This is a genomic window from Pseudomonas sp. D8002, from assembly GCF_013385695.1.
Lineage (GTDB): Bacteria > Pseudomonadota > Gammaproteobacteria > Pseudomonadales > Pseudomonadaceae > Aquipseudomonas.
This window is the reverse complement of the sequence record NZ_JACAPM010000012.1, coordinates 135,042-158,519: the sequence shown is the minus strand read 5'-3', so window position 1 is coordinate 158,519 and position 23,478 is coordinate 135,042. Positions and strand designations below refer to the sequence as shown.

Annotated in this window: 23 protein-coding genes, 4 tRNA genes and 1 riboswitch; of the genes, 8 read left to right on the top strand and 19 right to left on the bottom strand. The window is 59.2% G+C overall.

Annotated elements, in window-relative coordinates; all coding sequences use genetic code 11:
• Positions 1 to 619: 619 nt before the first annotated feature.
• The 6 genes from flgE to HX807_RS07120 form a co-directional block, all read right to left on the bottom strand.
• Positions 620 to 1,942 (bottom strand): flagellar hook protein FlgE, encoded by a 1,323-nt coding sequence (flgE, locus tag HX807_RS07145; protein ID WP_177049601.1) that lies wholly within the window; start codon positions 1,940 to 1,942, stop codon positions 620 to 622.
• A 31-nt stretch (positions 1,943 to 1,973) separates the two neighbouring features.
• Positions 1,974 to 2,702 (bottom strand): flagellar hook assembly protein FlgD, encoded by a 729-nt coding sequence (flgD, locus tag HX807_RS07140; RefSeq protein ID WP_003214242.1) that lies wholly within the window; start codon positions 2,700 to 2,702, stop codon positions 1,974 to 1,976.
• 16 nt (positions 2,703 to 2,718) lie between these two features.
• Entirely contained in the window at positions 2,719 to 3,171 is a 453-nt protein-coding gene (gene flgC / locus HX807_RS07135; RefSeq protein WP_003214244.1) for a flagellar basal body rod protein FlgC, read from the bottom strand.
• 3 nt (positions 3,172 to 3,174) lie between these two features.
• Entirely contained in the window at positions 3,175 to 3,582 is a 408-nt protein-coding gene (gene flgB, locus HX807_RS07130; RefSeq protein ID WP_003214246.1) for a flagellar basal body rod protein FlgB, read from the bottom strand.
• A 234-nt stretch (positions 3,583 to 3,816) separates the two neighbouring features.
• Positions 3,817 to 4,644 carry a protein-glutamate O-methyltransferase CheR gene (gene cheR, locus HX807_RS07125; protein ID WP_003214248.1) on the bottom strand — a complete coding sequence of 276 codons (828 nt, stop codon included), beginning with the start codon at positions 4,642 to 4,644 and terminating at the stop codon, positions 3,817 to 3,819.
• 43 nt (positions 4,645 to 4,687) lie between these two features.
• Positions 4,688 to 5,620: a chemotaxis protein CheV gene (locus HX807_RS07120; RefSeq protein WP_003214250.1), complete on the bottom strand. Its 933-nt coding sequence runs from the start codon at positions 5,618 to 5,620 to the stop codon at positions 4,688 to 4,690.
• An 80-nt stretch (positions 5,621 to 5,700) separates the two neighbouring features.
• On the opposite strand from HX807_RS07120, the gene flgA reads away from it, so the two are divergent.
• From flgA to HX807_RS07100, 4 genes are all read left to right on the top strand, one after another.
• The gene (gene flgA, locus HX807_RS07115; protein ID WP_032899382.1) at positions 5,701 to 6,465 is read left to right on the top strand and encodes a flagellar basal body P-ring formation chaperone FlgA; all 765 of its coding nucleotides are present in this window, start codon (positions 5,701 to 5,703) and stop codon (positions 6,463 to 6,465) included.
• Between the two features lie 142 nt (positions 6,466 to 6,607).
• Positions 6,608 to 6,931, top strand: coding sequence for a flagellar biosynthesis anti-sigma factor FlgM (gene flgM, locus HX807_RS07110; RefSeq protein ID WP_003214254.1), 324 nt, complete (start codon positions 6,608 to 6,610; stop codon positions 6,929 to 6,931).
• A gap of 48 nt (positions 6,932 to 6,979) precedes the next feature.
• Positions 6,980 to 7,447 carry a flagellar protein FlgN gene (gene flgN, locus HX807_RS07105; RefSeq protein ID WP_003214256.1) on the top strand — a complete coding sequence of 156 codons (468 nt, stop codon included), beginning with the start codon at positions 6,980 to 6,982 and terminating at the stop codon, positions 7,445 to 7,447.
• Between the two features lie 95 nt (positions 7,448 to 7,542).
• A complete protein-coding gene (locus tag HX807_RS07100; protein WP_177049599.1) occupies positions 7,543 to 8,292 on the top strand; it encodes a flagellar brake protein in 750 nt (249 codons plus the stop codon).
• Positions 8,293 to 8,352: 60 nt separating this feature from the next.
• On the opposite strand, the gene HX807_RS07095 is transcribed toward HX807_RS07100, so the two are convergent.
• Both HX807_RS07095 and HX807_RS07090 read right to left on the bottom strand, forming a co-directional pair.
• Complete coding sequence (locus tag HX807_RS07095; RefSeq protein WP_102369716.1) at positions 8,353 to 9,735, bottom strand: MFS transporter; 1,383 nt, start codon at positions 9,733 to 9,735, stop codon at positions 8,353 to 8,355.
• 342 nt (positions 9,736 to 10,077) lie between these two features.
• Positions 10,078 to 10,154 (bottom strand) — tRNA-Arg (locus tag HX807_RS07090).
• A 336-nt stretch (positions 10,155 to 10,490) separates the two neighbouring features.
• Here HX807_RS07090 and HX807_RS07085 point away from each other — a divergent pair.
• From HX807_RS07085 to HX807_RS07075, 3 genes are all read left to right on the top strand, one after another.
• Entirely contained in the window at positions 10,491 to 10,718 is a 228-nt protein-coding gene (locus tag HX807_RS07085) for a hypothetical protein (RefSeq protein ID WP_003214261.1), read from the top strand.
• Positions 10,719 to 10,738: 20 nt separating this feature from the next.
• Positions 10,739 to 10,918 (top strand): PA3371 family protein, encoded by a 180-nt coding sequence (locus HX807_RS07080; RefSeq protein ID WP_003214263.1) that lies wholly within the window; start codon positions 10,739 to 10,741, stop codon positions 10,916 to 10,918.
• Positions 10,919 to 11,353: 435 nt separating this feature from the next.
• Entirely contained in the window at positions 11,354 to 11,680 is a 327-nt protein-coding gene (locus HX807_RS07075; protein ID WP_003175643.1) for an Arc family DNA-binding protein, read from the top strand.
• A 103-nt stretch (positions 11,681 to 11,783) separates the two neighbouring features.
• Here the strand turns inward: HX807_RS07075 and mgtE are convergent, their stop codons facing one another.
• The 8 genes from mgtE to ltaE all read right to left on the bottom strand — a co-directional run bounded on the left by mgtE (position 11,784) and on the right by ltaE (position 19,534).
• Complete coding sequence (gene mgtE / locus HX807_RS07070; protein ID WP_003214265.1) at positions 11,784 to 13,226, bottom strand: magnesium transporter; 1,443 nt, start codon at positions 13,224 to 13,226, stop codon at positions 11,784 to 11,786.
• Positions 13,227 to 13,565: 339 nt separating this feature from the next.
• Positions 13,566 to 13,642, bottom strand: a tRNA-Arg gene (locus HX807_RS07065).
• 72 nt (positions 13,643 to 13,714) lie between these two features.
• A tRNA-Arg gene (locus tag HX807_RS07060) sits at positions 13,715 to 13,791 on the bottom strand.
• 108 nt (positions 13,792 to 13,899) lie between these two features.
• Positions 13,900 to 13,990, bottom strand: a tRNA-Ser gene (locus HX807_RS07055).
• Positions 13,991 to 14,052: 62 nt separating this feature from the next.
• On the bottom strand, positions 14,053 to 14,241 hold the full coding sequence (csrA, locus tag HX807_RS07050) for a carbon storage regulator CsrA (RefSeq protein WP_002554426.1): 189 nt from the start codon (positions 14,239 to 14,241) through the stop codon (positions 14,053 to 14,055).
• Between the two features lie 186 nt (positions 14,242 to 14,427).
• Positions 14,428 to 15,669, bottom strand: a complete 1,242-nt coding sequence (locus tag HX807_RS07045) for an aspartate kinase (protein WP_003214308.1) — start codon at positions 15,667 to 15,669, stop codon at positions 14,428 to 14,430.
• Between the two features lie 95 nt (positions 15,670 to 15,764).
• Positions 15,765 to 18,383 carry an alanine--tRNA ligase gene (alaS, locus tag HX807_RS07040; RefSeq protein WP_177049597.1) on the bottom strand — a complete coding sequence of 873 codons (2,619 nt, stop codon included), beginning with the start codon at positions 18,381 to 18,383 and terminating at the stop codon, positions 15,765 to 15,767.
• Between the two features lie 146 nt (positions 18,384 to 18,529).
• Positions 18,530 to 19,534: a low-specificity L-threonine aldolase gene (ltaE, locus tag HX807_RS07035; protein ID WP_177019548.1), complete on the bottom strand. Its 1,005-nt coding sequence runs from the start codon at positions 19,532 to 19,534 to the stop codon at positions 18,530 to 18,532.
• 190 nt (positions 19,535 to 19,724) lie between these two features.
• A riboswitch (FMN riboswitch) is annotated at positions 19,725 to 19,894 on the top strand.
• A 111-nt stretch (positions 19,895 to 20,005) separates the two neighbouring features.
• Here ltaE and HX807_RS07030 point away from each other — a divergent pair.
• Complete coding sequence (locus tag HX807_RS07030; protein WP_003214313.1) at positions 20,006 to 20,515, top strand: 6,7-dimethyl-8-ribityllumazine synthase; 510 nt, start codon at positions 20,006 to 20,008, stop codon at positions 20,513 to 20,515.
• 130 nt (positions 20,516 to 20,645) lie between these two features.
• On the opposite strand, the gene astE is transcribed toward HX807_RS07030, so the two are convergent.
• Genes astE through astB form a run of 3 tightly spaced genes read right to left on the bottom strand, consistent with a single transcriptional unit; the run spans position 20,646 to position 23,322 of the window.
• Positions 20,646 to 21,650, bottom strand: a complete 1,005-nt coding sequence (astE, locus tag HX807_RS07025) for a succinylglutamate desuccinylase (RefSeq protein WP_177049595.1) — start codon at positions 21,648 to 21,650, stop codon at positions 20,646 to 20,648.
• 11 nt (positions 21,651 to 21,661) lie between these two features.
• Positions 21,662 to 21,952 (bottom strand): hypothetical protein, encoded by a 291-nt coding sequence (locus HX807_RS07020; protein ID WP_003214319.1) that lies wholly within the window; start codon positions 21,950 to 21,952, stop codon positions 21,662 to 21,664.
• A gap of 23 nt (positions 21,953 to 21,975) precedes the next feature.
• Entirely contained in the window at positions 21,976 to 23,322 is a 1,347-nt protein-coding gene (gene astB, locus HX807_RS07015; RefSeq protein WP_102369720.1) for an N-succinylarginine dihydrolase, read from the bottom strand.
• Positions 23,323 to 23,478 lie beyond the last annotated feature (156 nt).

The window sequence follows — 23,478 nt, the reverse complement described above, 5'->3', positions numbered from 1 at the left end:
AGCCCAATGACAACACAGGGCAAAATCGAAGGGCGATGAACCGATGCTCGGAGCTGACGGGCTTCCCGATGTCTGGCAAACGGCCATAGACTCAGAACGTAAAAAAATAATGCCACGCCCCCCAAATCGATTTTCGTATACTTTCGATCATAGAAATGCCAAAAAACCCTCTAATGTATACGATAGCAAACGTCAGAACCGCGAGAAAATCGCTGTATGCCACGGCTTACAGCGGCTTCAGAAAAGTATACACATCCTAGCTGGCTACTCTGCCAATAAGCTGAGCACACCCTGGGTCTAACCACCCAAGGTTGAAAAACCCCCGATAGGCCTACGGCGTATCGGGGGTTTTCTTTTGCCTGGAACAACACCGTCGCGATTCGCGCACGTATTTCACCTCCTTGAAAACATCGGTGGGCTTCTGGCCGACGTGCATCATGGCGGCTTTTATCGCTGAAACAGTGATGCAGTTGCCGCCAGGGCCTTGACTGAATCCGCTCCAGATATCGCCCGGCTGGCCTTGCACCGTTCCGACAGCCGTGTATCCGCCTGTGACGCCCCCCAAAAAAAAGCCCCTCACGCGAGGGGCTTTTCGGTAAAGCGAGTTAAAGCGACAACATCAGGTCATCTGAATGATGGTCTGCATGATGGTGCTTTGGGTAGAGATGGTCTTGGCGTTCGCCTGATAGTTGCTCTGGGCCTTGATCAGGTCCACCAGCTCGTTGGTCAGGTTGACGTTGGAGTTCTCCAGGGAGTTGGCCACGATCGAACCCAGGGTGCCGACTTGCGGGGTATCAAAACCCGGCTGGCCCGACGCGAAGGTTTCTTTCCAGGTGGTGCCGCCGGCTGGCTGCAGGCCCTGCTCGTTGTTGAAGCTGGCCAGGGAGATCTGGCCGATGGCCTTGCTCTGCTGGTTGCTGAACGTGGCGAACAGTACGCCGCTGCCGTCGATTTTCAGCCCGGTGATTTGCCCGGTGGCGTAGCCATCGGTGGTCGGCGGGTTGCGGTAGGTGGCGGAGTTGTACTGGGTGATGTTCCCCATGTTGACGGCAACGCCGTCTGCGTTGGCGGCCGCACCGTTAGGCGTCCAGACACCATTGACCAGGCCGCCCGGCTTCCAGTCGGAAATGGTCAGGGTGGTATTGGAAGCGGTGGCTGGCGGGGTAACGATCCCGGTCAGCTTGCCGGAGGTGTCAAACGACAGCGTCGAGGCGACTGGCGCTTTCACGTCAGTACCGGTGCCGCTGATCGGCGAGCCGTCAGGGTTGCGCCCATCGATCAGGGTGTAGGACTTCCAGGTGTTGGAGTCGGTCTTCACCAGGTACTGCACCATCGGATGCGCGTTGCCCTGCGTATCGTAGAGCGTGGTGGAATATTGAGTGGTGAAGCTGTCCGGTTTGGTCGGATCAAACGGGTGCGCCGTCTGGTCGATCGCCGTCTCGGAGGAGTTCAGGTTACTGGTGGAATCCACCTTGCTCGAAGCCTTCGGCGGCAGGTACGACAGGTTGAGTTGCAGGTCGGTCAAGCCGCCCTTCTGGATGTTGCCATCGGCATCCGCTGCGTAGCCTTGCAGCCGCGAGGTGCCGGTGTTGTTGGTGATGTAGCCGTCCTTGTCGGCCCGGAACGCACCGTTGCGGGTGTATTCCAGCGAACCGTCGCTGCCCTTCTGCACGAAGAAGCCGCCGCCCTGGATCGCCATGTCGAGCGTGCCGCCGCTGTTGTTGACGTCACCCTGGGTGAACTGCTGGGACACGGCCGCCAGGTTCACGCCGTTGCCGACGCTGTTCTGGCCGGTACCCAGCTTGGAAGCCGCGTAGATATCCGCGAATTCCGCACGGGACGACTTGAAGCCGGTGGTCGCGACGTTGGCGATGTTGTTGCCCGTCACGTCCAGTTGTTTGTTGGCCGCATAGAGGCCGCTAAGGCCGATGTTAAAAGACATTGTTCTCTCCTTTTGCCGTATTTAGCCGGCTCTATGTACCGATAGTCTGAATTTGCGACAGCTTGATACTGCCCAGGCCGCCTGCCAGGTTCAGCACCATTTCAGCGCCGTTCGTGCCCAGGGTTACGCTGGTCACCGTTGCCGGCAGCGACGTGGCGAGGGCCACCGAGTCACCCTTGTCATTCTTGGTGGTGGCATTGAAGGTGTAGGTGCCGGGTGGCGCCGTCTCACCCGCATCGGTCTTGCCGTCCCAGACGAAGCTGGAGTTGCCAGCGCTCTGGGCGCCCATGTCGATGGTGCGAACGACGTTGCCATCCTTGTCGGTGATCTTGACGGAGACGTTGCCCGTCGCCGCCGTCACCGCCACGGAACCGGTCATGCTCTTGCTGGTATCCACCATCGCCTTGTCGGTCTGGGTGATGACCGAACGCCCCACCAGCGACGAAGCCTGCAGCGCCTGGGAGGAGCTGAAGTTGCTGGAAATCGCATTCACCGAGTCATTCAGGTTGTTGATGCCTTCCAGACTGCTGAACTGCGCCAACTGTGCGACGAACGCGCCATTGTCCTGGGGCGACAGCGGGTCCTGGTTTTTCAGCTGGGTCACCAGCAATTGCAGGAACGCGTCCTTGCCCATCGCCTGGTTGCCCGTCGCCGACTTGGCGGCGTCACCGACGCTGGTGTTATCTGTCGCCGTCTTGACCTTGGAATTAAAAAGGTCCTGGACTGCCGTGTTCGTCGAACTGTTATCAACAATGGCCATTATTTGGCGCCCCTTATCACTGACCCAGGGTCAGGACCTTCTGCATCATGGTTTTGGCGGTGTTCATCATTTCCGCGTTGGTCTGGAACGAGCGGCTGGCGGAAATCATGTCGGCCATTTCCTCGACCACGTTGACGTTGGGGTAGTACACGTACCCTTTTTCGTTCGCGGCAGGGTGGTTCGGCTCGTAGCGGGCTTCGAGGTTGCTCTGGTCTTCGACCACACCGAGCACCTGCACGCCCTGGCCTGCGGCATCCTGGTTCTGGAACAGCGAATCGCCGCTGCCACTCTGGCCGCCCTGGCCGCCCTGGAACATGGTGGCGAACACCGGGTGCCGGGCGCGGTAGGTCTGGTCAATGCTCGAAGACACGGTCTCGGCGTTGGCGATGTTACTGGCGACGGTGTTGAGGCGCGTGGTCTGCGCACTCATGCCACTACCGGCAATATTGAAAACACTGGCGAGGGACATGGCTTATTCTCCACGCAAAGCTGACATCAGCCCTTTGAATTTGCTGTTGAGCAGGGTGAAGCTGGCCTGGAAGTTCACTGAGTTCTCGGCGTAGGCCGATTGCTCCAACTGGGCGTCCACGGTGTTCTGGTCGATCGACGGTTGCATCGGCGTGCGATACAGCAGCGACTCGTCACCATTGCCCAGGCCTTGCGCCTCGATATGACGGCTGTTGGTCATGTTCAGGGCGAAGGTGCCGTTCTTGGTCTTGTCTTGCTGGGCGGCGAGCACGGCAGAGAAGTCCAGGTCCCGAGCCTTGTAGTTCGGGGTGTCGGCGTTGGCGATGTTGTTGGCCAGGACTTCGGCACGCTGGGCGCGAAAGCCCAGTGCTTGTTCGTGGATACCGAGCGCTTTATCGAAGCTGATGCTCATGGCGGAAACCTTTAGGGGCTGACCTGCTTTTCGTAACAAGGATTTAGCAAGGGCCATGCCAAGTTGCTTGAGCCCCGTAAATCAAGGGTTTGCGAGGGAATTGCCGGCGGCAATGCCAGAAAAGCGGCAAAGGGTTTCCGCGAAACGCCAGTAAAGCGGCAATGAGGGCTTGCCGCTTTGCGGCCATAAAAAAAGGGAGGCCTGTGCAGGCCTCCCTTTTTGTCCAAGCACTCGTCACTTGGCCTGGTAAATGATTCCAGGACTGCACTGCACCATCTGGTAATGATCCGGCAAACCGTTCAGCGCCTCGGAAGCCCCCAGGAACAGATAACCGCCACGCTTGAGGGTGCCGTGGATGCGCAACAGAATGTCTTTCTTCACCTCGGCCGAGAAGTAGATCAGCACGTTGCGGCAAAACACCATGTCGAACTTGCCCAGGCTGGCATAACTGTCCAGCAGGTTGAACGAACGAAACTCCACCCGGCTCTTGATCGGCGCCTTGACCGCCCAACGCCCTGCTCCCTTGGGATCGAAGAAACGCTGCAAGCGCTCCTGGGACAACCCGCGCCCCAGCGCCAGGCTGTCGTACTCGCCGGTCTTGCAGTTGGTGAGCATGGTGCCGGACAAATCCGTGGCCACGATTTGCGCCCCGGCCTTCAACTGGCCCATGTTGGTCCGCTCGAACTCATCGATGGCCATCGAAATCGAATACGGTTCCTGTCCCGACGAACAGGCGGCCGACCAGATGCGCAGGCGCTGGCCGGGAGCGGCCTTGATCGCCTCGGGCAGCACCTTGTTCTTGAGCACTTCAAACGGATAGGTATCGCGAAACCACAAGGTTTCGTTGGTGGTCATGGCGTCGACCACCATCTCCTTGAGCCCGCTGCGTGGCTGGCCCTGGATCCGTTGCACCAACTCCCCGAGGGACTTGATGCCTTGCTGCTCCATCAGTTTGTTGAGACGGCTGGATACCAGGTACTGCTTGTTTTCACCGAGCAATATGCCACAGGCCTTTTCCAGGAAGACCCGGAACTGTTCGAAATCCAAATTACCCGTAGACAATGATACCGCCTCTTAAATCGTGTGACCGCCAGGGAAAAGGCCCCTAGCCGTGATCTGCTGCCTTGATCCGGTCGACTACCCGGGATGCCAGGTCATCAGGGCGGAATTTGGCCAGGAAGTCATCGGCACCGACCTTCTTGACCATCGCCTGATTGAATACACCCGACAACGAAGTATGCAGGATGATATGTAGTTTTTGCATGCGTGGGTCGTTGCGTATCTCGGCCGTGAGGGTGTAGCCGTCCATTTCCGGCATCTCGATGTCGGAGATCATCATCAGGAATTCTTCTTCCGGCTTCTTGCCCTCATCCACCAGCTTGCGCAGGTAATCCAGGGCCTGGCGACCGTCATTGAGCGCGACCACTTCGACCCCAACGGTCTGCAGGCAACGGGACACCTGCTTGCGCGCGACCGAAGAGTCGTCCACCGTCAGCACCCGAAGCGAGATCGCCTTGTGCGCGGTTTCGGCGTCTACCACGCCCACCGATATCGCCTCGGAGGTCGGGGCCACTTCGGCGAGGATTTTCTCCACGTCGATGATTTCCACCAACTGGTTGTCGACCCGCGTCACCGCCGTGAGGTAGTGATCGCGACCGGTGCCCTTGGGCGGCGGATGGATCTCTTCCCAGTTCATGTTGACGATGCGCTCCACCGAGCGCACCAGGAAACCCTGGGTCTTGGTGTTGTACTCGGTAATGATCACGAACGGGCTCTCGCGGTCCTGCAACCCCGCCGAACCGGTGGCCATTGCCAGGTCAAGAATCGGGATGGTCGCGCCACGAATGTTGGCCACACCGCAAACCACCGGGCTGGACTTGGGCATTATTGTCAGCTTGGGACACTGCAGCACTTCGCGAACCTTGAAGACATTAATCCCGTACAGCTGCTTGCCGTCCAGACGGAACAACAGCAACTCCAGGCGATTCTGCCCCACCAGCTGTGTGCGCTGGTTCACTGAATCCATTACACCGGCCATGCCCAGACTCCTACGCTAAAACTTAGGGGTACGACGCGTACCCAACACTAAACGGCACGAGCTTTGCTTTTTTATTGGCCATGGACATCAAAACGACAGTTTCCCGACGCCTCCGATCCCCACAGTACCGCAGATTGCTCTGCGTCTCGATGGCGTTGCTTGCCTTGGCTACGGGCCAGCCGGCCCGCGCCGATAACGTCACCTTGCCTGATCTGCTTATCGGCGTCACTCAAGGCTTTCTTGAGTTCACTGTAGAAGATTATCTGGCCACGACGCAGACACCGGGCCGCTACGAAATCCAGGTCAACCAGCTGGATCCGCGCCTGCGCATGCCCATGTGCGACAGAGAATTGACAGCTTCCCTGGAAAGCCCCGCCCAGCCCATCGGGCGCGTGACCGTGAAAGTGCGCTGCGAAGGCGCCTCGCCCTGGACGGTGTTCGTGCCCGCCCAGGTCAAACTGTTTCGCGAAGTGGTGGTGGTGACGCGCCCGCTGAAACGTACCGGAATCATTGGTTATGATGACGTCGCGATGCGCGAGCGCGACATCAGCATGATCACCCAGAGCTACCTCACGTCCCTTGACCAGGCACTCGGGCAGAAACTTACCCGACCAATGGTTGCTGACCAGGTGATTACCCTGGTCCATCTCGAGCAGGCCGAAGTCGTGCGCAAAGGTGACCAGGTGGTGATTTCCGCCAGCAGCGGTGGCCTGAATGTAAAAATGCCGGGGGAAGCCCTGTCCAACGGCGGCATGAGTGAACAGATTCGCGTCAAGAACCTGAATTCCAACCGCGTGATCAAGGCCCGGGTGACTGCGCCGGGGCAGGTTGAGGTGGCTTTATAGATCACTGGCATCGGACGCCAGCTTTTCCTACACTGTGCGCAAAGCGGCATCGCGCATAGGTTTATTGTCAATCGAGCCTAAAGTTTGTCCGGGTATGGCCGAAAACATGGCAAGCGTCCAAATACCCAGAGGTTTTTTTAACATGGTCATCGATTTCAGTCGTTTGAATAACGCCCTGCCAACGCCCGGTTCTTCGCGCACCAACGGTGCCAAAGACAGCGTTGAAGCCAAGTCCCAGCCTCTGCCTGCCAAGACAGAACAGGCCGGTGCGAGCCAAAGCGGGGAATCGGTACACCTGAGCAATGAGGCTCAACAGTTGCAGAAGGTCACTGACTCGCTGAGCGATCAGCCAGTTGTCAATAAAGCCCGTGTGGCCGAATTGAAACAGGCGATTGCCGATGGCAGCTATAAGGTCGACAGCAACCGTGTAGCCAGCAAACTGCTTAACTTCGAAGCCGAGCGCTAGGCAAAGGCCTGCGCCAGGCTTTTGGACGCTTAAACCCCAAGGCCAGCCATGCACGACGAAAACTTGCTACAACTGATCATTGAAGACCTGCCTCCCGCACAGCAGCTGCTGGAGCTCCTTCGAGAAGAATCACTGGCCCTGTACGGCCGGGACATGCGCATGCTGGAAGAAATCCTGGCGCGCAAGCAATCGCTGATCGTCCTGCTGGAACAGCACGGCAAGAAGCGCAGCCAGATTCTGATCAGCCTGGGCCTCACGGCCGACCACAAGGGCCTGGAACAACTCGCCAGCCACTCCACGGTGGGCGACCAGTTGCTGGCCCAGAGCAAAGAACTCAACCAGTTGCTGACCCTGTGCCAGGAAACCAACCTCCTCAACGGCCAGGCCATCCAGCTTCAGCAAGCCACGACCGCCAATCAGTTGCGTATTCTCCACGGCGGCGAGCCTCCGGCTCTCTACAACGCTCAAGGCTCCACCTCACGCCTGGCCAAGCCAAGCACCCGCAGCCAAGCCTGAAACCAGTTTGAGCGCGCCCTATCCAAGTCGCGCCACATACTGGCAAAATGACAGCACTTGCGTGTAGTCGTATTTTGTCTGGAGATGGAAGAACCGTGTTCAACGCCCTTAACGCGGAAGATGCTCCGCAGCCACCCAAGGTACTCACCACGCCGCTGGAAATCGCTGGCACCTTGCGGATGCTGCAAGAAAGCCATGATCCGCTGATCATCACCTTCCATGAACGCAACCAGCGGTTTCAAAGCTACCTGGTGGAAATCGACCGGGACAGCAAGACACTGGCCCTGGACGAAATGGTCCCGCGCGACGGCGAACGCTACCTCGAGAATGGCGAAGCTTTCCGGATCGAAGGTTTTCACGAGGGGGTGCGGATAGCCTGGGAAAGCAACGGCACCCTGACCCTCGATGAAGCCGGCGGCCACCGTATTTACCGCGGCAGCATGCCTGGCGAGGTGATTTACCATCAGCGTCGCAACGCCTTCCGCGCGGCGCTGAAGCTGGCGCAACTGGTGAGCGTCGAACTGGGCGGCGACAAACTCAAGGCCCCCATCAGCGGCAAGTTGCTGGATATTTCCGCCACCGGCTGCAAATTGCGCTTCGAAGGGGATATTTCCGAGCGCCTGCAACTGGGCCAGGTCTACGACCGATTTATCGCCGCGCTACCCTTTGGCAGCATGACCACCTCGGTAGAACTGCGTTACCTGCACTTCGAAGAAAGGATCAACACCACCTTCGCCGGCCTACGTTTTCATAACATGAGCGGGCTGGTGCAGCGTCAGGTCGAGCGGTTTGTGTATCAACTGCAGCGTGAAGCGCGCCGGTTTGACAAGGACGACGACCTTTAAACAATAAAGGTCGCGACAAAAAAACGGGCAGTCCCTCAAGGGGGCTGCCCGTTTTTGCTTTCAGGGGCGCGCCCTGCTCAAGTCGTGGGGGTGATCATCCGGGTCCGGATGCTCTGGTGGCTCGGTGACAGGCTCCGGCTGATCCAGTTCGGGATCGACTACTGGCTCGGGATCCACAACGGCGGTCTGCATCTGGTCCTGCACCACCTGTTCGTCCACTCGCGGATCGAGGCATGCTACCAGGGGCGAGCTGGACATGCTGTCGGGCATCGCCACGTGATGCAGCGGTGCGTCGTCCACCTGATGCAGGTTGGTGACCGCCTTGGGCCGGATGCGCCACACCAGGATCAATGCGCACACGCTGAAAAACGCATACAGCATATGGCTGCCGAACAGCTTCATCACCACACCGGCCAACAGCGGGCCGACACTGGCGCCGATGCCGTAGGTCACCAGCAACATCGCAGTGAGCGACACCCGGCGATCACCCTCGACGTGGTCGTTGGAAAACGCCACAGCCAGCGGGTACAGGCAGAACTGCACCAGGGAACAGAGAAAGCCCGCGACGAACAGCACTTCCAGTGGTACCTGGGTCATGATCGCCAACGGCAACGCGGCCACCGCCAGGCACAAGGCGAAACAGCGAATCAACAGCGCGCGGTCATATCGATCGGACAGCCAGCCCAATGGCCACTGCACCAGCAGCCCGGCGAAAATGCAGCTACCCATGAACAGGCCGACCTGCTCGGTGGTCAGCCCTTGCTGAGACGCGTACAGCGGCGCCAAACCGTAGAACGAACCGACGATCAGCCCGGCCCCCAACACCGTACTGAGGGACTGCGGCACCCGCTTGATAAAGAAGCGCGGCTCCATCGGCGCCGGATGCAGCGGCGCCGGGTGAATGCGGCGAGTCATGGCCACCGGCACCAGGCACAGCGCAAAACACAGCGCGACCAGCATCAGCAACTCAAGCCCCAACTGCGGGTGCATCACAAGGATCAACTGCCCCAGCACCAGGCCCAGGTACGAGGCGATCATATAGCCGCTGAACACCGCACCGCGTTGCTTGGCTTCAGCCTGTTCGTTAAGCCAGCTCTCGATGACCATGTACTGGCACATCATGCCCAGGCCGACAATCATCCGCAGCACAATCCAGGCTGGCAGCCAGTTGATCAGCCCGTGGCCCAACACCGCCGCGCCGACGATCCCGGCACAGGTGGCGTAGGCCCGGATATGCCCGACGCGGCCAATCAGGCGGTGACCGATCTTGCCCCCCAACACCAGGCCAAAATAGTTGGCGGCCATCAACGCACCGACCCACAGGCTGTCGACGTGATCTGCCGCCAGGCGCAAGGCCAGGTAAGTACTGAGCAGGCCAGAGCCGATCAGCATCATCAGGGAAGCAAAATAAAGGGCTCGAAAAGGTTTCCAGATCTGGCGCATCGGCGTTCCGAGCGGCTCCTTGCTGTGGGTGTCAGGACTACCGGAATGATAGTCCCGGGTCGTCGGGTCCGGACAGCCAAAACATGCGGTTGCCGGGGAATATTTTGCTCATGCCAATTGGCTACGTGTCAGACGCTCGCCAGTCACCCGCGAGGTACAGGATGCAGACGAATACTTGCGCCGCCCCGCTCTTGCCTCCCGTGTGAACCTCAAACGCGGGCAAGGTTCGGTTGGTGTTTGAAAAGACTGCCGCACTCAAACGCCCGGCCACAAAAAAGCCCCGCCAGATAAATCTGATCGGGGCTTGCGGACGTCGAGGCCGCATGGGCAGCAACGGTGAAGTGGTGTCCCAGGGCCGGTTCGAACGGCCAACCTTCCCCTTAGGAGGGGGATGCTCTATCCAATTGAGCTACTGGGACTAATGACAGCCAACCGGCGATGGGCACGGCGACGGACGGCGTGCATGTTAACGGCGCAGGTGAATTTTGTCATGTCGTCCGTTGGCTTTTTGAGTGTAGGCCCATGCCAGTGACAGCCGGTGGTATTCCGCTCAACGATTACGGACGGTTCGGACTATCGTGCAAAATGCACTCCCCCAAAATGCCATCATTGCAAATTGCAACAGCATGGCAATCTGGACACTATATAAATGTTTGATTTTAAAGGATTTATTGTCAATTAAAGACTGGCACGACACCTGCAATCCTTTATCCTACAAATACAGTCCGGCCCAGCCATCTGCGGAGAACATGCACATGAACAGCGCACTTCTACTAGCCCTCAATACCGTTGCACTGGCTGCGCTGGTGATGTTCCATTTTCAGTCCACCACTTCCGACGACGCCGCGCAGGTCAGCCAGGCGATTCCCCATCACCTGCAACAGCGCCCGCAACTGGCTGTCATGAAGCCGAACATGCAATCCCCACTGCAACTGACCCAGGGCACTCAAGCTGCTCCTGCCACTGAACACTGGGTTTTCTGAACCGCTTACCGGAGCATTCCATGAACAAGTCCGCCTGGCTGTTTCTGACCCTGGCACTGGCCGCCGCCGGCCTCGGCCTGAACGTATTGTCGCAAGACGTACAGACAGTCTCCTTCGTCGCCGCCGGCGTGTTTGGCAGCCTGTGGGTCTTGGCAGTCTTCATTGGTCGCCGCATCAAATTCGATCCCGTACTGCGCTGAATCCCCCCGCTCGTCGCCCTCGCTAAAATCGCTGCCATGCCTCGGCTTGTCCGTCCGGACAGCCGACCATATGTCGCTCCGCATTCGTAAATTGGCAATTTGCCACTAATCTTAAAGTTAAGGGCAAAAGGCCATATTGCTATAGGATGTGCGCCCGAAAAGCCTTTTGCGCCCAGGGTCTGCGGGCTCAACACTCATTTGGGTGCGTCCGCGGAAAGTTTTCCAACCAGTCCGCAAATTTTGAAATGAGTACTGGCATAAAGCCGGTAGCCGGTTCAATATTTGTCACAGAATTGACGCCAAGGAACTGGCAAATCTGAGGCATGATGCGGCCTCTTTGCAATTCAGGTTGAACATTTGGCAGCAAACCTTGTCCTAACATGCATCTTGCGGCCAATTCCAAAAACCGCTCCCCTGAACTAACCGGTTAAATATATGCGCCCATTGAAACAGGCAATTTATTCCAGCCGTACGGCTGACAAGTTCGTCGTACGTCTGCCAGACGGAATGCGGGAACGCATTGCCGAGGTGGCTCGCAATCATCACCGCAGCATGAACTCCGAAATCATCGCACGCCTGGAACAAAGCCTGATTCAGGAAGGTGCGCTGGGCGACGAGCTGAGCATGCGCCTGGACAGCCCCGAGCTGTCACTGCACGAACGCGAACTGCTGCAGCGTTTTCGTCAGCTCTCCCACCGCCAGCAAAATGCTCTCGTCTCGCTGATCGCCCACGACGTTGAGGCAGCTGCAGAAGCCAACTGATTGGCAACTGAAAGCTGAAAGCCAGCCATGCGCTGGCTTTTTTTTGCCCGGGATTTGGTCAGGAAAGGATCAAGGGGCAAATGCCCCCGATCCATGGAAGGGATCAAAGCAGGAAGATGGTTGCCAGGCCCAGGAAGATGAAGAAGCCACCACTGTCGGTCATGGCCGTGATCATCACACTGGCGCCCATCGCCGGGTCTCGTCCAAGGCGCACCAGGGTCATTGGAATCAGAACACCCATCAACGCTGCCAGCAGCAGGTTAAGCGTCATGGCCGCCGTCATGACCACGCCGAGCGACCAGCTGCCATACAGCAGGTACGCCACGATACCGATGACACCGCCCCACACCAGGCCGTTGATCAGCGCGACCGCAAGCTCCTTGCGCATCAAACGCTTGCCATGCCCGGTCCCCACCTGATCCAGCGCCATGGCGCGGACGATCATGGTGATGGTCTGGTTACCCGAGTTACCGCCAATACCCGCCACAATCGGCATCAGTGCAGCCAGGGCCACGAGCTTCTCGATGGAGCCTTCAAACAGGCCGATCACCCGTGAAGCAATAAACGCGGTAATCAAATTCACCGCCAGCCAGGCCCAGCGGTTACGCAGGGACTTCCAGACCGACGCAAAAATATCCTCTTCTTCCCGCAGACCGGCCATGTTGAGGACTTCGCTTTCGCTCTCCTCACGAATCAGGTCGACCATTTCATCGATGGTCAGACGGCCGATCAGCTTGCCGTTCTTGTCGACCACCGGGGCCGAGATCAAGTCATAACGCTCAAACGCCTGGGCCGCGTCGTAAGCGTCTTCGTCCGGATGGAAACTCACCGGGTCACTGGCCATGACGTCCGCGACTTTCTTGTCCGGATCATTGACCAGCAGGCGCTTGATCGGCAGTACGCCCTTGAGGATCCCTTCGTAGTCGACCACGAACAGCTTGTCGGTGTGGCCTGGCAGCTCTTTCAACCGGCGCAGGTAGCGCAGAACCACTTCCAGGCTGACGTCTTCACGGATGGTGACCATCTCGAAGTCCATCAACGCACCGACCTGCTCCTCGTCGTAGGACAACGCCGAGCGCACACGCTCGCGCTGCTGGCCATCGAGGGTTTCCATCAGCTCATGGACGACGTCACGCGGCAGCTCGGAAGCCAAGTCAGCGAGTTCGTCGGCATCCATGTCCTTGGCGGCCGCCAGGAGCTCGTGATCGTCCATGTCGGCGATCAGGGTTTCACGGACCGAGTCGGATACTTCGAGGAGGATGTCGCCGTCGCGGTCAGCCTTGACCAACTGCCAAAGGGTCAGGCGGTCATTCAGCGGCAAGGCTTCGAGGATGTAGGCAACGTCGGCGGAGTGCAGGTCATCGAGCTTGCGTTGCAGCTCGACAAGGTTTTGCCGGTGGACCAGGTTCTCGACCCGGTCGTTGTTCGCGCCTTCCTGGCGATGCGTCAGGTCTTCGACCACGCGCTGGCGCTGCAGCAGCTCGACGACTTGAGCCAGGCGATCCTGCAGGCTTTCTTGTGTTTTCTTTACTTCAACTTCGGTCATAGGCGAACTCCACTCCCAGCAGCGGGGCACGCCGGAAGGATCAATCAGTCAATTCATGATTGGTAAAACGGGGTACTGAGTAACTACTGGGTAAGTCCATGGAGGTGTTCCACAAGCCCCGGCGGGGCTGACGGGCGCAATGATACACCGGGCGGCCGCGTTTAACGTCAAAAAACTGGAAAGAACAAGCGCTTGCGACACAAAGCTGAGCATTGGCCACACATATGAACTGCGACGACGCAGCTTGAAAGGAAAACACATGGGCGGGAGAAAAAGGCGCCCCGGGAAATAAAAACCCCAGACGGCAAAAAGCCCGCACTAGGCGGGCTTTTTGTTGTTTGGTGCACTCGACAGGATTCGAACCTGTGACCGCTCGGTTCGTAGCCGAGTACTCTATCCAGCTGAGCTACGAGTGCAGATTGTGTTTTTAGACCAGATCACAACTGGTTGAAGCCAAGTTACCTGCATTGCTGCAACTAACTCTTAAATGGTGCACTCGACAGGATTCGAACCTGTGACCGCTCGGTTCGTAGCCGAGTACTCTATCCAGCTGAGCTACGAGTGCATTTGTTGCCGCGCATTATAGGCCGTTCAATCTCTATGTAAAGCTATTTTTTCGTTTAGTTTCAACAACTTAGCGAAAAAACCAGATTGCAACGTACTAAGCAAATAATGGCGGAGAACGGGGGATTCGAACCCCCGACACCCTTTTGAGGTGTACTCCCTTAGCAGGGGAGCGCCTTCGGCCACTCGGCCAGCTCTCCGCAACACGGGGCGTATATTAACCAGCTTCATCCCCGTTTGCAAACATAAAAAACGATAAAAATTAATGGCTTGGTTCTTCGTCCTTCTCTTTCTTGATCCGCAGGTAGATTTCCTCGCGGTGGACAGCCACCTCTTTCGGAGCGTTAACCCCGATACGCACTTGATTGCCTTTGACGCCGAGCACGGTCACGGTGATTTCGCCATCACCAATAATCAGGCTTTCTGCGCATCGACGAGTCAGAATCAGCATACCTTTCTCCTCACGCATTTCATTTCGGGAACAACAGTCTGCAAAAAAAAGGCATTCGACCTACAACCAAATGGCCATAGCCCTACACGCCTAAGTATTGTCGAGCGCAGGTAAAAGAACAGGTCTTCACCACGCGCCCGACAAAAAAATGAAAGGCGCGGATAACCGCGCCTTCCTGGCAACGCATCACTCGCCCTGTCGGGCCGGAGCGTCCAGCTCAAAAGCGGTATGCAGTGCGCGTACAGCCAGTTCCAGGTACTTCTCTTCGATCACCACCGACACCTTGATTTCCGATGTGGAGATCATCTGGATGTTGATGCTTTCCTTGGCCAGGGCTTCGAACATGCGGCTGGCAACACCCGCATGGGAACGCATGCCCACACCCACGATCGACACCTTGGCAATCTTCGTATCGCCGACCACTTCACGGGCGCCGATTTCCTTCGCAGTGTTCTGCAGGATCCGCTCCGCCGCATCGTACTCGTTGCGGTGCACGGTGAAGGTGAAATCGGTGGTGTTATCGTGCGAGACGTTCTGCACGATCATGTCGACTTCGATGTTCGCGCCACTGATAGGGCCCAGGATCTTGAAAGCCACGCCCGGGGTGTCTGGCACGCCACGGATAGTCAGCTTGGCTTCATCACGGTTGAAAGCGATACCGGAAATGATCGGCTGTTCCATGGATTCCTCTTCATCAATAGTAATGAGGGTGCCCGGACCCTCCTTGAAGCTGTGCAGTACGCGCAGCGGAACGTTGTACTTGCCGGCAAACTCAACGGCACGGATCTGCAACACCTTGGAACCGAGGCTGGCCATTTCCAGCATCTCTTCGAAGGTGATCTTGTCCAGGCGCTGGGCCACGGACACGACCCGCGGGTCGGTGGTGTAGACGCCATCCACATCGGTGTAGATCTGGCATTCGTCAGCCTTCAGGGCTGCCGCCAGGGCCACGCCAGTGGTGTCGGAACCGCCACGACCGAGGGTGGTGATGTTGCCGTGCTCGTCGACGCCCTGGAAACCGGCGACAACTACCACACGACCGGCTTTCAGGTCAGCGCGAATCTTCTGGTCATCAATCTGCAGGATGCGGGCTTTAGTGTGCGCGCTATCCGTAAGAATGCGGACCTGGTTGCCAGTGTAGGACACCGCCGGCACACCACGCTTGTTCAGCGCCATGGCCAGCAATGCGATGGTCACCTGCTCACCGGTGGAAATGATCACGTCCAGTTCACGGGGAACCGGTTGCTGATCGCCACTGATTTGCTTGGCCAGATCGATCAGGCGATTGGTCTCGCCGCTCATGGCCGACAGCACCACCACCAGGTCATCGCCGGCATCGCGGAATTTCTTAACCTTGTCGGCGACCTGCTCGATTCTTTCGACAGAGCCGACCGAGGTGCCTCCAAATTTCTGTACGATCAAAGCCATTTCTAAGCCGCCTCAGCCCGTAAAGGGGCGCCTGTTATTCAATCAACCAGCACTGACTGAGCCCGCAACTAGACCACGGGCTCATTAACAGCGTCTTAAATACCTGCCTCGACAAACGGCACGGTCAGGGCCAGGGCCGCGTCCAGGGCGCCGGCGTCAACACCACCGCCTTGCGCCATGTCCGGACGACCACCGCCCTTCCCGCCCACTGCCGCGGCGGCTTGCTTCATCAAATCACCGGCCTTGAGTTGGCCAGTCAGGTCTTTGGTTACACCGGCAACCAGAACGACCTTTTCCTCATGGACACTGCCGAGCAGGATCACTGCGCGGCCGAGCTTGTTCTTCAACTGATCGACCAAGGCCAACAGCGCCTTGCCGTCCTGACCGTCCAGGCGTACGGCCAGCACTTTCACACCCTTGACGTCCAGGGCAGAAGCCGACAGATCGTCGCCCGCCGCGCTGGCCGCCTTGGCCTGCAACTGCTCCAGCTGTTTCTCCAGCTGACGGTTGCGCTCCAGTACGCCGGAGAGCTTGTCGATCAGGTTTTCGCGGCTGCCCTTGACCAGGCCGGCCGCTTCCTTGAGTTGTTCTTCTGCCGCATTGAGGTACGCCAGGGCCGCAGCACCGGTGATCGCTTCAATACGACGTACGCCGGAAGCCACGCCGCCTTCGCTGATGATTTTCAGCAGGCCGATGTCGCCGGTACGGCTGGCGTGAATACCACCACACAGCTCCACCGAGAAGCTGCCGCCCATGCTCAATACGCGCACTTCGTCGCCGTACTTCTCGCCAAACAGCGCCATGGCGCCTTTTTGCTTGGCGGTCTCGATATCGGTTTCTTCGGTTTCCACCGGGGTGTTCTTGCGAATCTCGGCGTTGACGATGTCTTCCAGGGCCTTCAACTGCTCAGGCTTGATCGCCTCGAAATGACTGAAGTCAAAACGCAGGCGCTGGCTATCGACCAACGAACCCTTCTGTTGCACATGCTCACCCAGCACCTGACGCAACGCAGCGTGCAGCAAGTGAGTGGCAGAATGGTTCAAGGCAGTTGCATGCCGTACGTCGGCATCTACCTGAGTGTCCACCGGGGCGCCGACGGTCAGGTTGCCCAGCACCAGCACGCCGTGATGCAGGAACGCACCGCCGGTCTTGGTGGTGTCGCGCACTTCAAAACGACCGGAGGTGGAGCTCAGGAAACCACAGTCGCCAACCTGGCCACCGGATTCAGCGTAGAACGGGGTCTGGTCGAGGACCACAACACCCTCGTCACCTTCGTTCAGCACGTCGACTGACTTGCCGTCCTTATAGATAGCCACGATCTTGGCCGAGCCAACGGTGGCTTCGTAACCAATGAACGAAGTCGCCACATCAACCTTTACCAGGGTGTTGTAGTCCAGGCCAAAGGAGCTGGCGGAACGGGCACGGACGCGCTGGGCTTCCATCTCACGCTCAAACCCGGCCTCGTCGATGGTCAGCTCGCGTTCGCGGGCGATGTCGGCGGTCAGGTCCATCGGGAAACCGTAGGTGTCGTACAGCTTGAACACGACGTCGCCCGGCACCACGGTGCCCTTGAGCTCGACCAGGTCCTGCTCGAGGATCTTCAGGCCGTGCTCCAGGGTCTTGGAGAACTGCTCTTCTTCAGCCTTGAGCACGCGCTCGATGTTGGCTTGCTGCTGCTTGAGTTCCGGGAAGGCATCGCCCATCTCGGCCACCAGCGCGGCAACGATCTTGTAGAAGAAGCTGCCGGTGGCGCCCAGCTTGTTACCGTGACGGCAGGCGCGACGGATGATGCGGCGCAGCACATAGCCACGGCCTTCGTTCGACGGCAGCACGCCATCGGCGATCAGGAAGCCGCAGGAACGGATGTGATCCGACACCACCTTGAGCGACGACTGGTTGTCGTTGGCACAGCCAATGGCCGCCGCCGAAGCGCTCAGCAGGTTGGTGAACAGGTCGATCTCGTAGTTGGAGTGAACGTGCTGCATCACCGCACTGATCCGCTCCAGGCCCATGCCGGTGTCCACCGACGGCGCTGGCAACGGATGCAACACGCCATCGGCGGTGCGGTTGAACTGCATGAACACGTTGTTCCAGATTTCGATGTAGCGGTCGCCGTCTTCTTCCGGCGAGCCCGGTGGGCCGCCCCAGATGTCGGCGCCGTGATCGTAGAAAATCTCGGTGCACGGGCCGCACGGGCCGGTATCGCCCATGGTCCAGAAGTTGTCGGACGCGTAAGGCGCGCCCTTGTTGTCGCCGATGCGAATCATGCGCTCGACTGGCACCCCGATTTGCTGGGTCCAGATGTCGTAGGCTTCGTCATCGGTGGCGTAGACGGTCACCCAGAGTTTTTCCTTCGGCAGCTTCAGCACGCCGGTCAGGAAGGTCCAGGCAAAGGTGATCGCGTCTTTCTTGAAATAGTCGCCGAAGCTGAAGTTACCCAGCATCTCGAAGAATGTGTGGTGGCGGGCGGTGTAGCCCACGTTTTCCAGGTCGCTGTTCTTGCCGCCGGCGCGTACGCACTTCTGGCTGCTGGTGGCGCGGGTGTAGGCGCGCTTTTCCTGGCCCAGGAAGCAGTCCTTGAACTGGTTCATCCCCGCGTTGGTGAACAGCAGGGTTGGGTCATTGCCTGGGATCAAGGAGCTGGAGGCGACACGGGTGTGACCTTGCTCTTCGAAGAAGCGAAGGAAGGCTTCACGGATTTCTGCGCTTTTCATTAGGTTCTTCCACGGAGGCTGCGGCCAAAGGCCAGTGCTAAACGTCATCAGACGGAGCGACGGCAAAGGGCCGCATTATATCGGCCCTTTGCCCGTGGTACAGCGTGTTTATGTGATAGAAACAGTCAATTAGACGGTCTGCACTGTCATTTCCGGGAAAACTCGACAAATGTCGCGAGCACTTGCTCGATCTGCGCCCGGCTGACGTCCAGGTGCGTGACCATGCGCAGGCGAGGCGCCGCGCTCAACTTGATCCCGCGCTCGGCGGCAAACGCCTTCAAGGCCTGGGCTCGATCACCGATGTCGACGTAGACCATATTGGTCTGCACCGGCTCCACCGTATAACCCGCCTTGCGCAGTTCATCCCCCAGCCATTGGGCGTTGGCGTGGTCGTCGGCCAGGCGCTGCACCTGGTGATCCAGGGCGTACAGCCCCGCCGCCGCCAGCGAACCGGCCTGGCGCATGCCGCCACCGACCATCTTGCGCAAACGACGGGCCTTGGCGATCAACGCGGTGGAGCCGCACAGCACCGAGCCGATGGGCGCGCCCAGGCCCTTGGACAGGCACACCGACACCGAATCGAAGTGCTGGGCGATCTCCCGCGCATCCACACCCAGCTTGACCGCCGCGTTGTAGAGCCGCGCGCCGTCCAGGTGCAAGGCCAGGCCGTGTTCCCGGGTAAAGGCTCGCGCGGCCGCCAGGTATTCCAGCGGCAGGACCTTGCCCTGCATGGTGTTTTCCAGCGCCAGCAAGCGGGTACGGGCGAAGTGGAAGTCGTCCGGCTTGATCGCGGCCAGCACGTGCTCCAGGTTCAGGGAACCGTCGGCCTGCACTTCCAGGGGTTGTGGCTGGATCGAGCCGAGAACCGCCGCGCCGCCGCCTTCGTATTTGTAGGTGTGGGCCTGCTGACCGACGATGTATTCCTCGCCACGCTCACAGTGCGCCATCAACGCCAGCAGGTTGCTCATGGTGCCGGTGGGCACGAACAACGCGGCGGCAAAACCCAGGCGCTTGGCCAGTTCGGCTTCCAGGCGATTGACGCTCGGGTCCTCGCCGTAGACGTCGTCGCCGCTGGCGGCAGTGGCCATCGCCTCGAGCATGCCTGGGGTCGGTTGGGTCACTGTGTCGCTGCGCAGGTCAATCACGTTCATCAAACTAGCCTCTAGCGGATTGGAGCGTTTCTTGTGTTGACGATTACTGCGGGCAAACCCGCGGAATATCAAGCCCCGTGCTTGCACAATCGAATACCAACCAAACAAACCGATATAGGTTATCGATAAACCAACCGTGCAGTTTCTGAAAAACCATGATAAAAACTCTCCGCCGCCAGGGTTCTGGCGGCAACGTTCTCAGGGCGGGGTGTAATTCCCCACCGGCGGTAATTGCACGCAATGTGCATAGCCCGCGAGCGCTTGGCGCCTCGAACTGCCTCGGCAGGACGGCGACAAGGTCAGCAGACCCGGTGTGATCCCGGGGCCGACGGTCATAGTCCGGATGAAGAGAGAACGGGATTGGCACCTAAGGGCCGCGCTGACGTCATGTTCACATGAGCCCGCTGTGCGTACCCTTAAATCCCATTCGATTCATAACGCCCTGTTTTTTTCTTAAACAGGAGTCAGAACATGCAACCCACCGCAATCGACAGCAAAAGCAAAAACCACCACGGCGAGCGCGTCGCGTTTATCCAGGCCTGCTGGCACAAGGATATTGTCGACCAATCCCGTAAAGGTTTCCTCGCCGAAATGATCGCCCAGGGCTACCAGGAATCGGACATCGATTTCTTCGAAGTCGGCGGCGCCTTTGAAATGCCCCTGCACGCCAAGCTGCTGGCCAAGTCCGGCCGTTATGCCGGTATCGTCGCGGCCGCCCTGGTGGTGGACGGCGGGATCTACCGTCACGAGTTCGTGGCCCAGTCCGTGGTCAGCGGCCTGATGCAGGTCCAGCTGGAAACCGAAGTGCCGGTGTTCTCGGTATCCCTGACCCCGCACCACTTCCACGCGGGCAGCGAGCACCATACGTTCTTCTATGAGCACTTCGTGCACAAGGGCCAGGAAGCGGCACGCACCTGCGCCGACACCCTGCACAAGGTTCGCGCACTGCGTCGCAATGAGCCACGGGCTCTCGCGGTTTAAGCAACACTGCAAAGCAAATGTGGGAGCGGGCTTGCTCGCGAAAGCGGAGTGTCAGTCAATACATGTCTGACTGATACACCGCCTTCGCGAGCAAGCCCGCTCCCACATTTGACCGAGTCAGTCTCGGGATTCAGGCCAGGCCAGCATCCGTGGTCGGCACAATCAATATCCCTGCTCGCAAGCCATTCTTGACCTTCGGGTTCGGGAAGATGATGCGTGCGCCCTCCTCCTCGATCACCCAGCGGGTCTTGGCAATGTCCTCGGCCAGCAGATAACCCTTCTCCAACTCCGAAAAGTTTTCCACGTCCGCCGGCAAATGCAGGACGAAGGTATCGCTGTGCTTGATCACTTCCCGGGAGACGCTGAACAGCTGCAGGCCATCCAGGCTCTCGGTGGCCGGCTCGTTGCCTTCGATGATCTGCGTGAGGCGGGTTTCCAGGCGCGATACGTCCACGCCCTGGTTCTGCCCGAACGGCCGGGCCTTGCCCAACTCCAGGGTGAAGGACTCGGCCTCCAGCTGCTCATAGGTAAACGCCGTGAAGGTGATCGACGCCTTGTTCTGCAACAGCACCGCCTCCAGGCCGGCGGCTCGCAGGCGCGCCAGTTCACGACGTGAATGCTGGCGACCGTCCTTCCACGGGTACAGTGCGAACTGCTCGATCTTCGAGCCACGGATGGCGGTGTGCAGGTCGTAGTGCAAACGGCTACGCCCAGGCACGCTGAAGAAGGTGCGGGCCAACTGCTCAAGCTCGGCGGCGCGCATGGCTTCGGGGCCGATGTTTTGTTCATGACGGCCGTTGAACAGCCGGTTGACGTCCAGTTCGAGGTAACGCTCGCCGCGGCGCATGGCCTCAGGGTTGCCGAACAGGAACAGAATACGGGTGCGGGGCTTGATCTCCCCACGGGCAATGCCCTGCAGCAAGCGGTCGGCCAATTCGATCGGCGCGGTTTCGTTGCCATGGATGCCGGACGACAGCAGTACGTCGCTGCCGTTGTCCCGCGCCTCAGGAGGCCGCACTTCCAGCGCGCCCTCACTGAGCCAGCGCAGTTGCACGCCGTCGACAGTCAGTTGAATTTTTTGCGCCGGTTCGCGACCGGCGAGGGTCAGTTCAAGCAGTTTGCCGAGGGCGAGCATACGCAGCTTCCTTAGTGGTTGCAGCCAGGACCGTGGACGTGATCGTCGTCATCACCTTCAACGTCGGCCGGTTCCATTTCCAGTTGCAGGCTCATCAGGTTGGTGGCCAATGGGCGCATCAGCAGGTTGGCGTATTCCGCGTCGCCTTCTTCCACGTCCACGCCGATCAGCAGTTGGCCACGGCCGTCGTGCTGGATCCAGATCTCCTTGCCCTGCCACACCACGGCGACGCGGGTGCAGGAGGTTTCCAGCTGGGTGCCGTCGGTATCTTCAAGGATCAGTTTCAGGGTGTCGGTGGTCATAAATAGTTCTCAGCCGTGCGGCGTTAATTGATCTGGAAAGGATAAACCGAGCCCAGTTTAAGGATTTGCGTCAGTTCATCCAGTGCCGTCCGGCACTCAAGCAGCAATTGCGGGTCAGCCAGGTCGGTTTCCCGCAGGCTGTCGCGGTAGTGCTTGTCGACCCATTGGGTCAGCGTGTCGTACAACGGCGCCGTCATGATAACCCCTGGGTTGACCGCCGCCAGTTCGGTTTCATTCAAGGCTACACGCAAGCGCAGGCACGCCGGGCCACCGCCGTTCTGCATGCTTTGCTTGAGGTCGAAGACTTTGACTTCACGGATCAGCCCGCCGGAGGACGTCAGGCCTTGCAGGTACTGCCAGACACGCTCGTTGGCGCGGCATTCTTCCGGCACGATCAGCAGCATCGAACCGTCGGCGCGGGTCAGCAGCTGGCTGTTGAACAGGTAGGAACGCACCGCGTCTTCAACACCCACCTGGGCCCGTGGCACGCAGATCGACTGGAAATTGCCGCCGAGCTTGCCGAGCTTGCCCTGCAATTCACCGAGCATCTGATCGGTATTGAGGAACGCATCCTCGTGATAGAACAGCACCTCGCCATTGCCCACCGCGATCACATCGTTGTGGAACACACCGGCATCGATCACCGCCGGGTTCTGCTGGGCGTAGACCACGCCGTCATCCCGCAGGCCGTGCAGGCGCGCGACCGCCTGGGAAGCTTCAAGAGTCTGGCGTGCCGGGTACTTTTGCGGCGCCGGGTAGCGGGTGTCGAACGCGCTGCGGCCGAACACGAAAAACTCTACGCCCGCCTCGCCATAGTCCCGGCAGAAACGCGTGTGGTTGGCCGCGCCTTCGTCACCGAACTGCGCCACCGCCGGTAATGCGGCGTGGTGGGCGAAGTGCTTCTGGTCAGCGAACATCGCCCCCAGCACGCGGCTGGTGGTCGGGTGTTCGATGCTGCGGTGGTATTTGCAGTTGAGGTTGGCGGCGGTGAAATGCACGCGGCCGTCAAAGGTGTCGGCGCTCGGGCTGACGGTCGCGGCATTGGCCACCCACATGCTCGACGCCGAGCAACTGGCAACCAGCAGCGGCATGGCTTGCTTGGCGGCCTGCTGGATGACTTGTGCGTCGGTGCCGGCAAAACCGAGGTTGCGCAAGGCGGCCACATCCGGACGTTCCTGGGGCGCCAGCACACCTTGCACAAAGCCCATTTCCATCAGGGCCTTCATCTTCGCCAAGCCTTGCAGCGCCGCTTCCTTCGGGTTGGAGGACTGCTGGCTGTTGCTTTGGGACGCGACGTTGCCGTAGGACAAGCCGCCGTAGTTATGGGTCGGCCCCACGAGACCGTCAAAATTGACTTCACAGGATTTCATCGGCGAGGCTCCACGAACATCTGTATTTTTATAGGCATCAAATTACTTGAACACACCACAAATCAAGTGTGGGAGCGGGCTTGCTCGCGAAAGCGGTGGTTCAGTCGCCTGAAATGTTGAATGACACACCGCCTTCGCGAGCAAGCCCGCTCCCAC

Bases quoted from the DNA above. Each gene is read 5' to 3' on its own strand.
- HX807_RS07085 (WP_003214261.1), top strand. From the start codon at position 10,491: ATGAACAGCGCACTTCTACTAGCCCTCAATACCGTTGCACTGGCTGCG.
- alaS (WP_177049597.1), bottom strand. From the start codon at position 18,383: ATGAAAAGCGCAGAAATCCGTGAAGCCTTCCTTCGCTTCTTCGAAGAG.
- HX807_RS07080 (WP_003214263.1), top strand. From the start codon at position 10,739: ATGAACAAGTCCGCCTGGCTGTTTCTGACCCTGGCACTGGCCGCCGCC.
- mgtE (WP_003214265.1), bottom strand. From the start codon at position 13,226: ATGACCGAAGTTGAAGTAAAGAAAACACAAGAAAGCCTGCAGGATCGC.
- flgE (WP_177049601.1), bottom strand. From the start codon at position 1,942: ATGTCTTTTAACATCGGCCTTAGCGGCCTCTATGCGGCCAACAAACAA.
- flgB (WP_003214246.1), bottom strand. From the start codon at position 3,582: ATGAGCATCAGCTTCGATAAAGCGCTCGGTATCCACGAACAAGCACTG.
- HX807_RS07120 (WP_003214250.1), bottom strand. From the start codon at position 5,620: ATGGCCGGTGTAATGGATTCAGTGAACCAGCGCACACAGCTGGTGGGG.
- flgN (WP_003214256.1), top strand. From the start codon at position 6,980: ATGCACGACGAAAACTTGCTACAACTGATCATTGAAGACCTGCCTCCC.
- ltaE (WP_177019548.1), bottom strand. From the start codon at position 19,534: ATGAACGTGATTGACCTGCGCAGCGACACAGTGACCCAACCGACCCCA.
- HX807_RS07075 (WP_003175643.1), top strand. From the start codon at position 11,354: ATGCGCCCATTGAAACAGGCAATTTATTCCAGCCGTACGGCTGACAAG.
- csrA (WP_002554426.1), bottom strand. From the start codon at position 14,241: ATGCTGATTCTGACTCGTCGATGCGCAGAAAGCCTGATTATTGGTGAT.
- flgD (WP_003214242.1), bottom strand. From the start codon at position 2,702: ATGGCCATTGTTGATAACAGTTCGACGAACACGGCAGTCCAGGACCTT.
- HX807_RS07045 (WP_003214308.1), bottom strand. From the start codon at position 15,669: ATGGCTTTGATCGTACAGAAATTTGGAGGCACCTCGGTCGGCTCTGTC.
- flgM (WP_003214254.1), top strand. From the start codon at position 6,608: ATGGTCATCGATTTCAGTCGTTTGAATAACGCCCTGCCAACGCCCGGT.
- HX807_RS07020 (WP_003214319.1), bottom strand. From the start codon at position 21,952: ATGACCACCGACACCCTGAAACTGATCCTTGAAGATACCGACGGCACC.
- astB (WP_102369720.1), bottom strand. From the start codon at position 23,322: ATGAAATCCTGTGAAGTCAATTTTGACGGTCTCGTGGGGCCGACCCAT.
- HX807_RS07095 (WP_102369716.1), bottom strand. From the start codon at position 9,735: ATGCGCCAGATCTGGAAACCTTTTCGAGCCCTTTATTTTGCTTCCCTG.
- flgA (WP_032899382.1), top strand. From the start codon at position 5,701: ATGGACATCAAAACGACAGTTTCCCGACGCCTCCGATCCCCACAGTAC.
- HX807_RS07030 (WP_003214313.1), top strand. From the start codon at position 20,006: ATGCAACCCACCGCAATCGACAGCAAAAGCAAAAACCACCACGGCGAG.
- astE (WP_177049595.1), bottom strand. From the start codon at position 21,650: ATGCTCGCCCTCGGCAAACTGCTTGAACTGACCCTCGCCGGTCGCGAA.
- flgC (WP_003214244.1), bottom strand. From the start codon at position 3,171: ATGTCCCTCGCCAGTGTTTTCAATATTGCCGGTAGTGGCATGAGTGCG.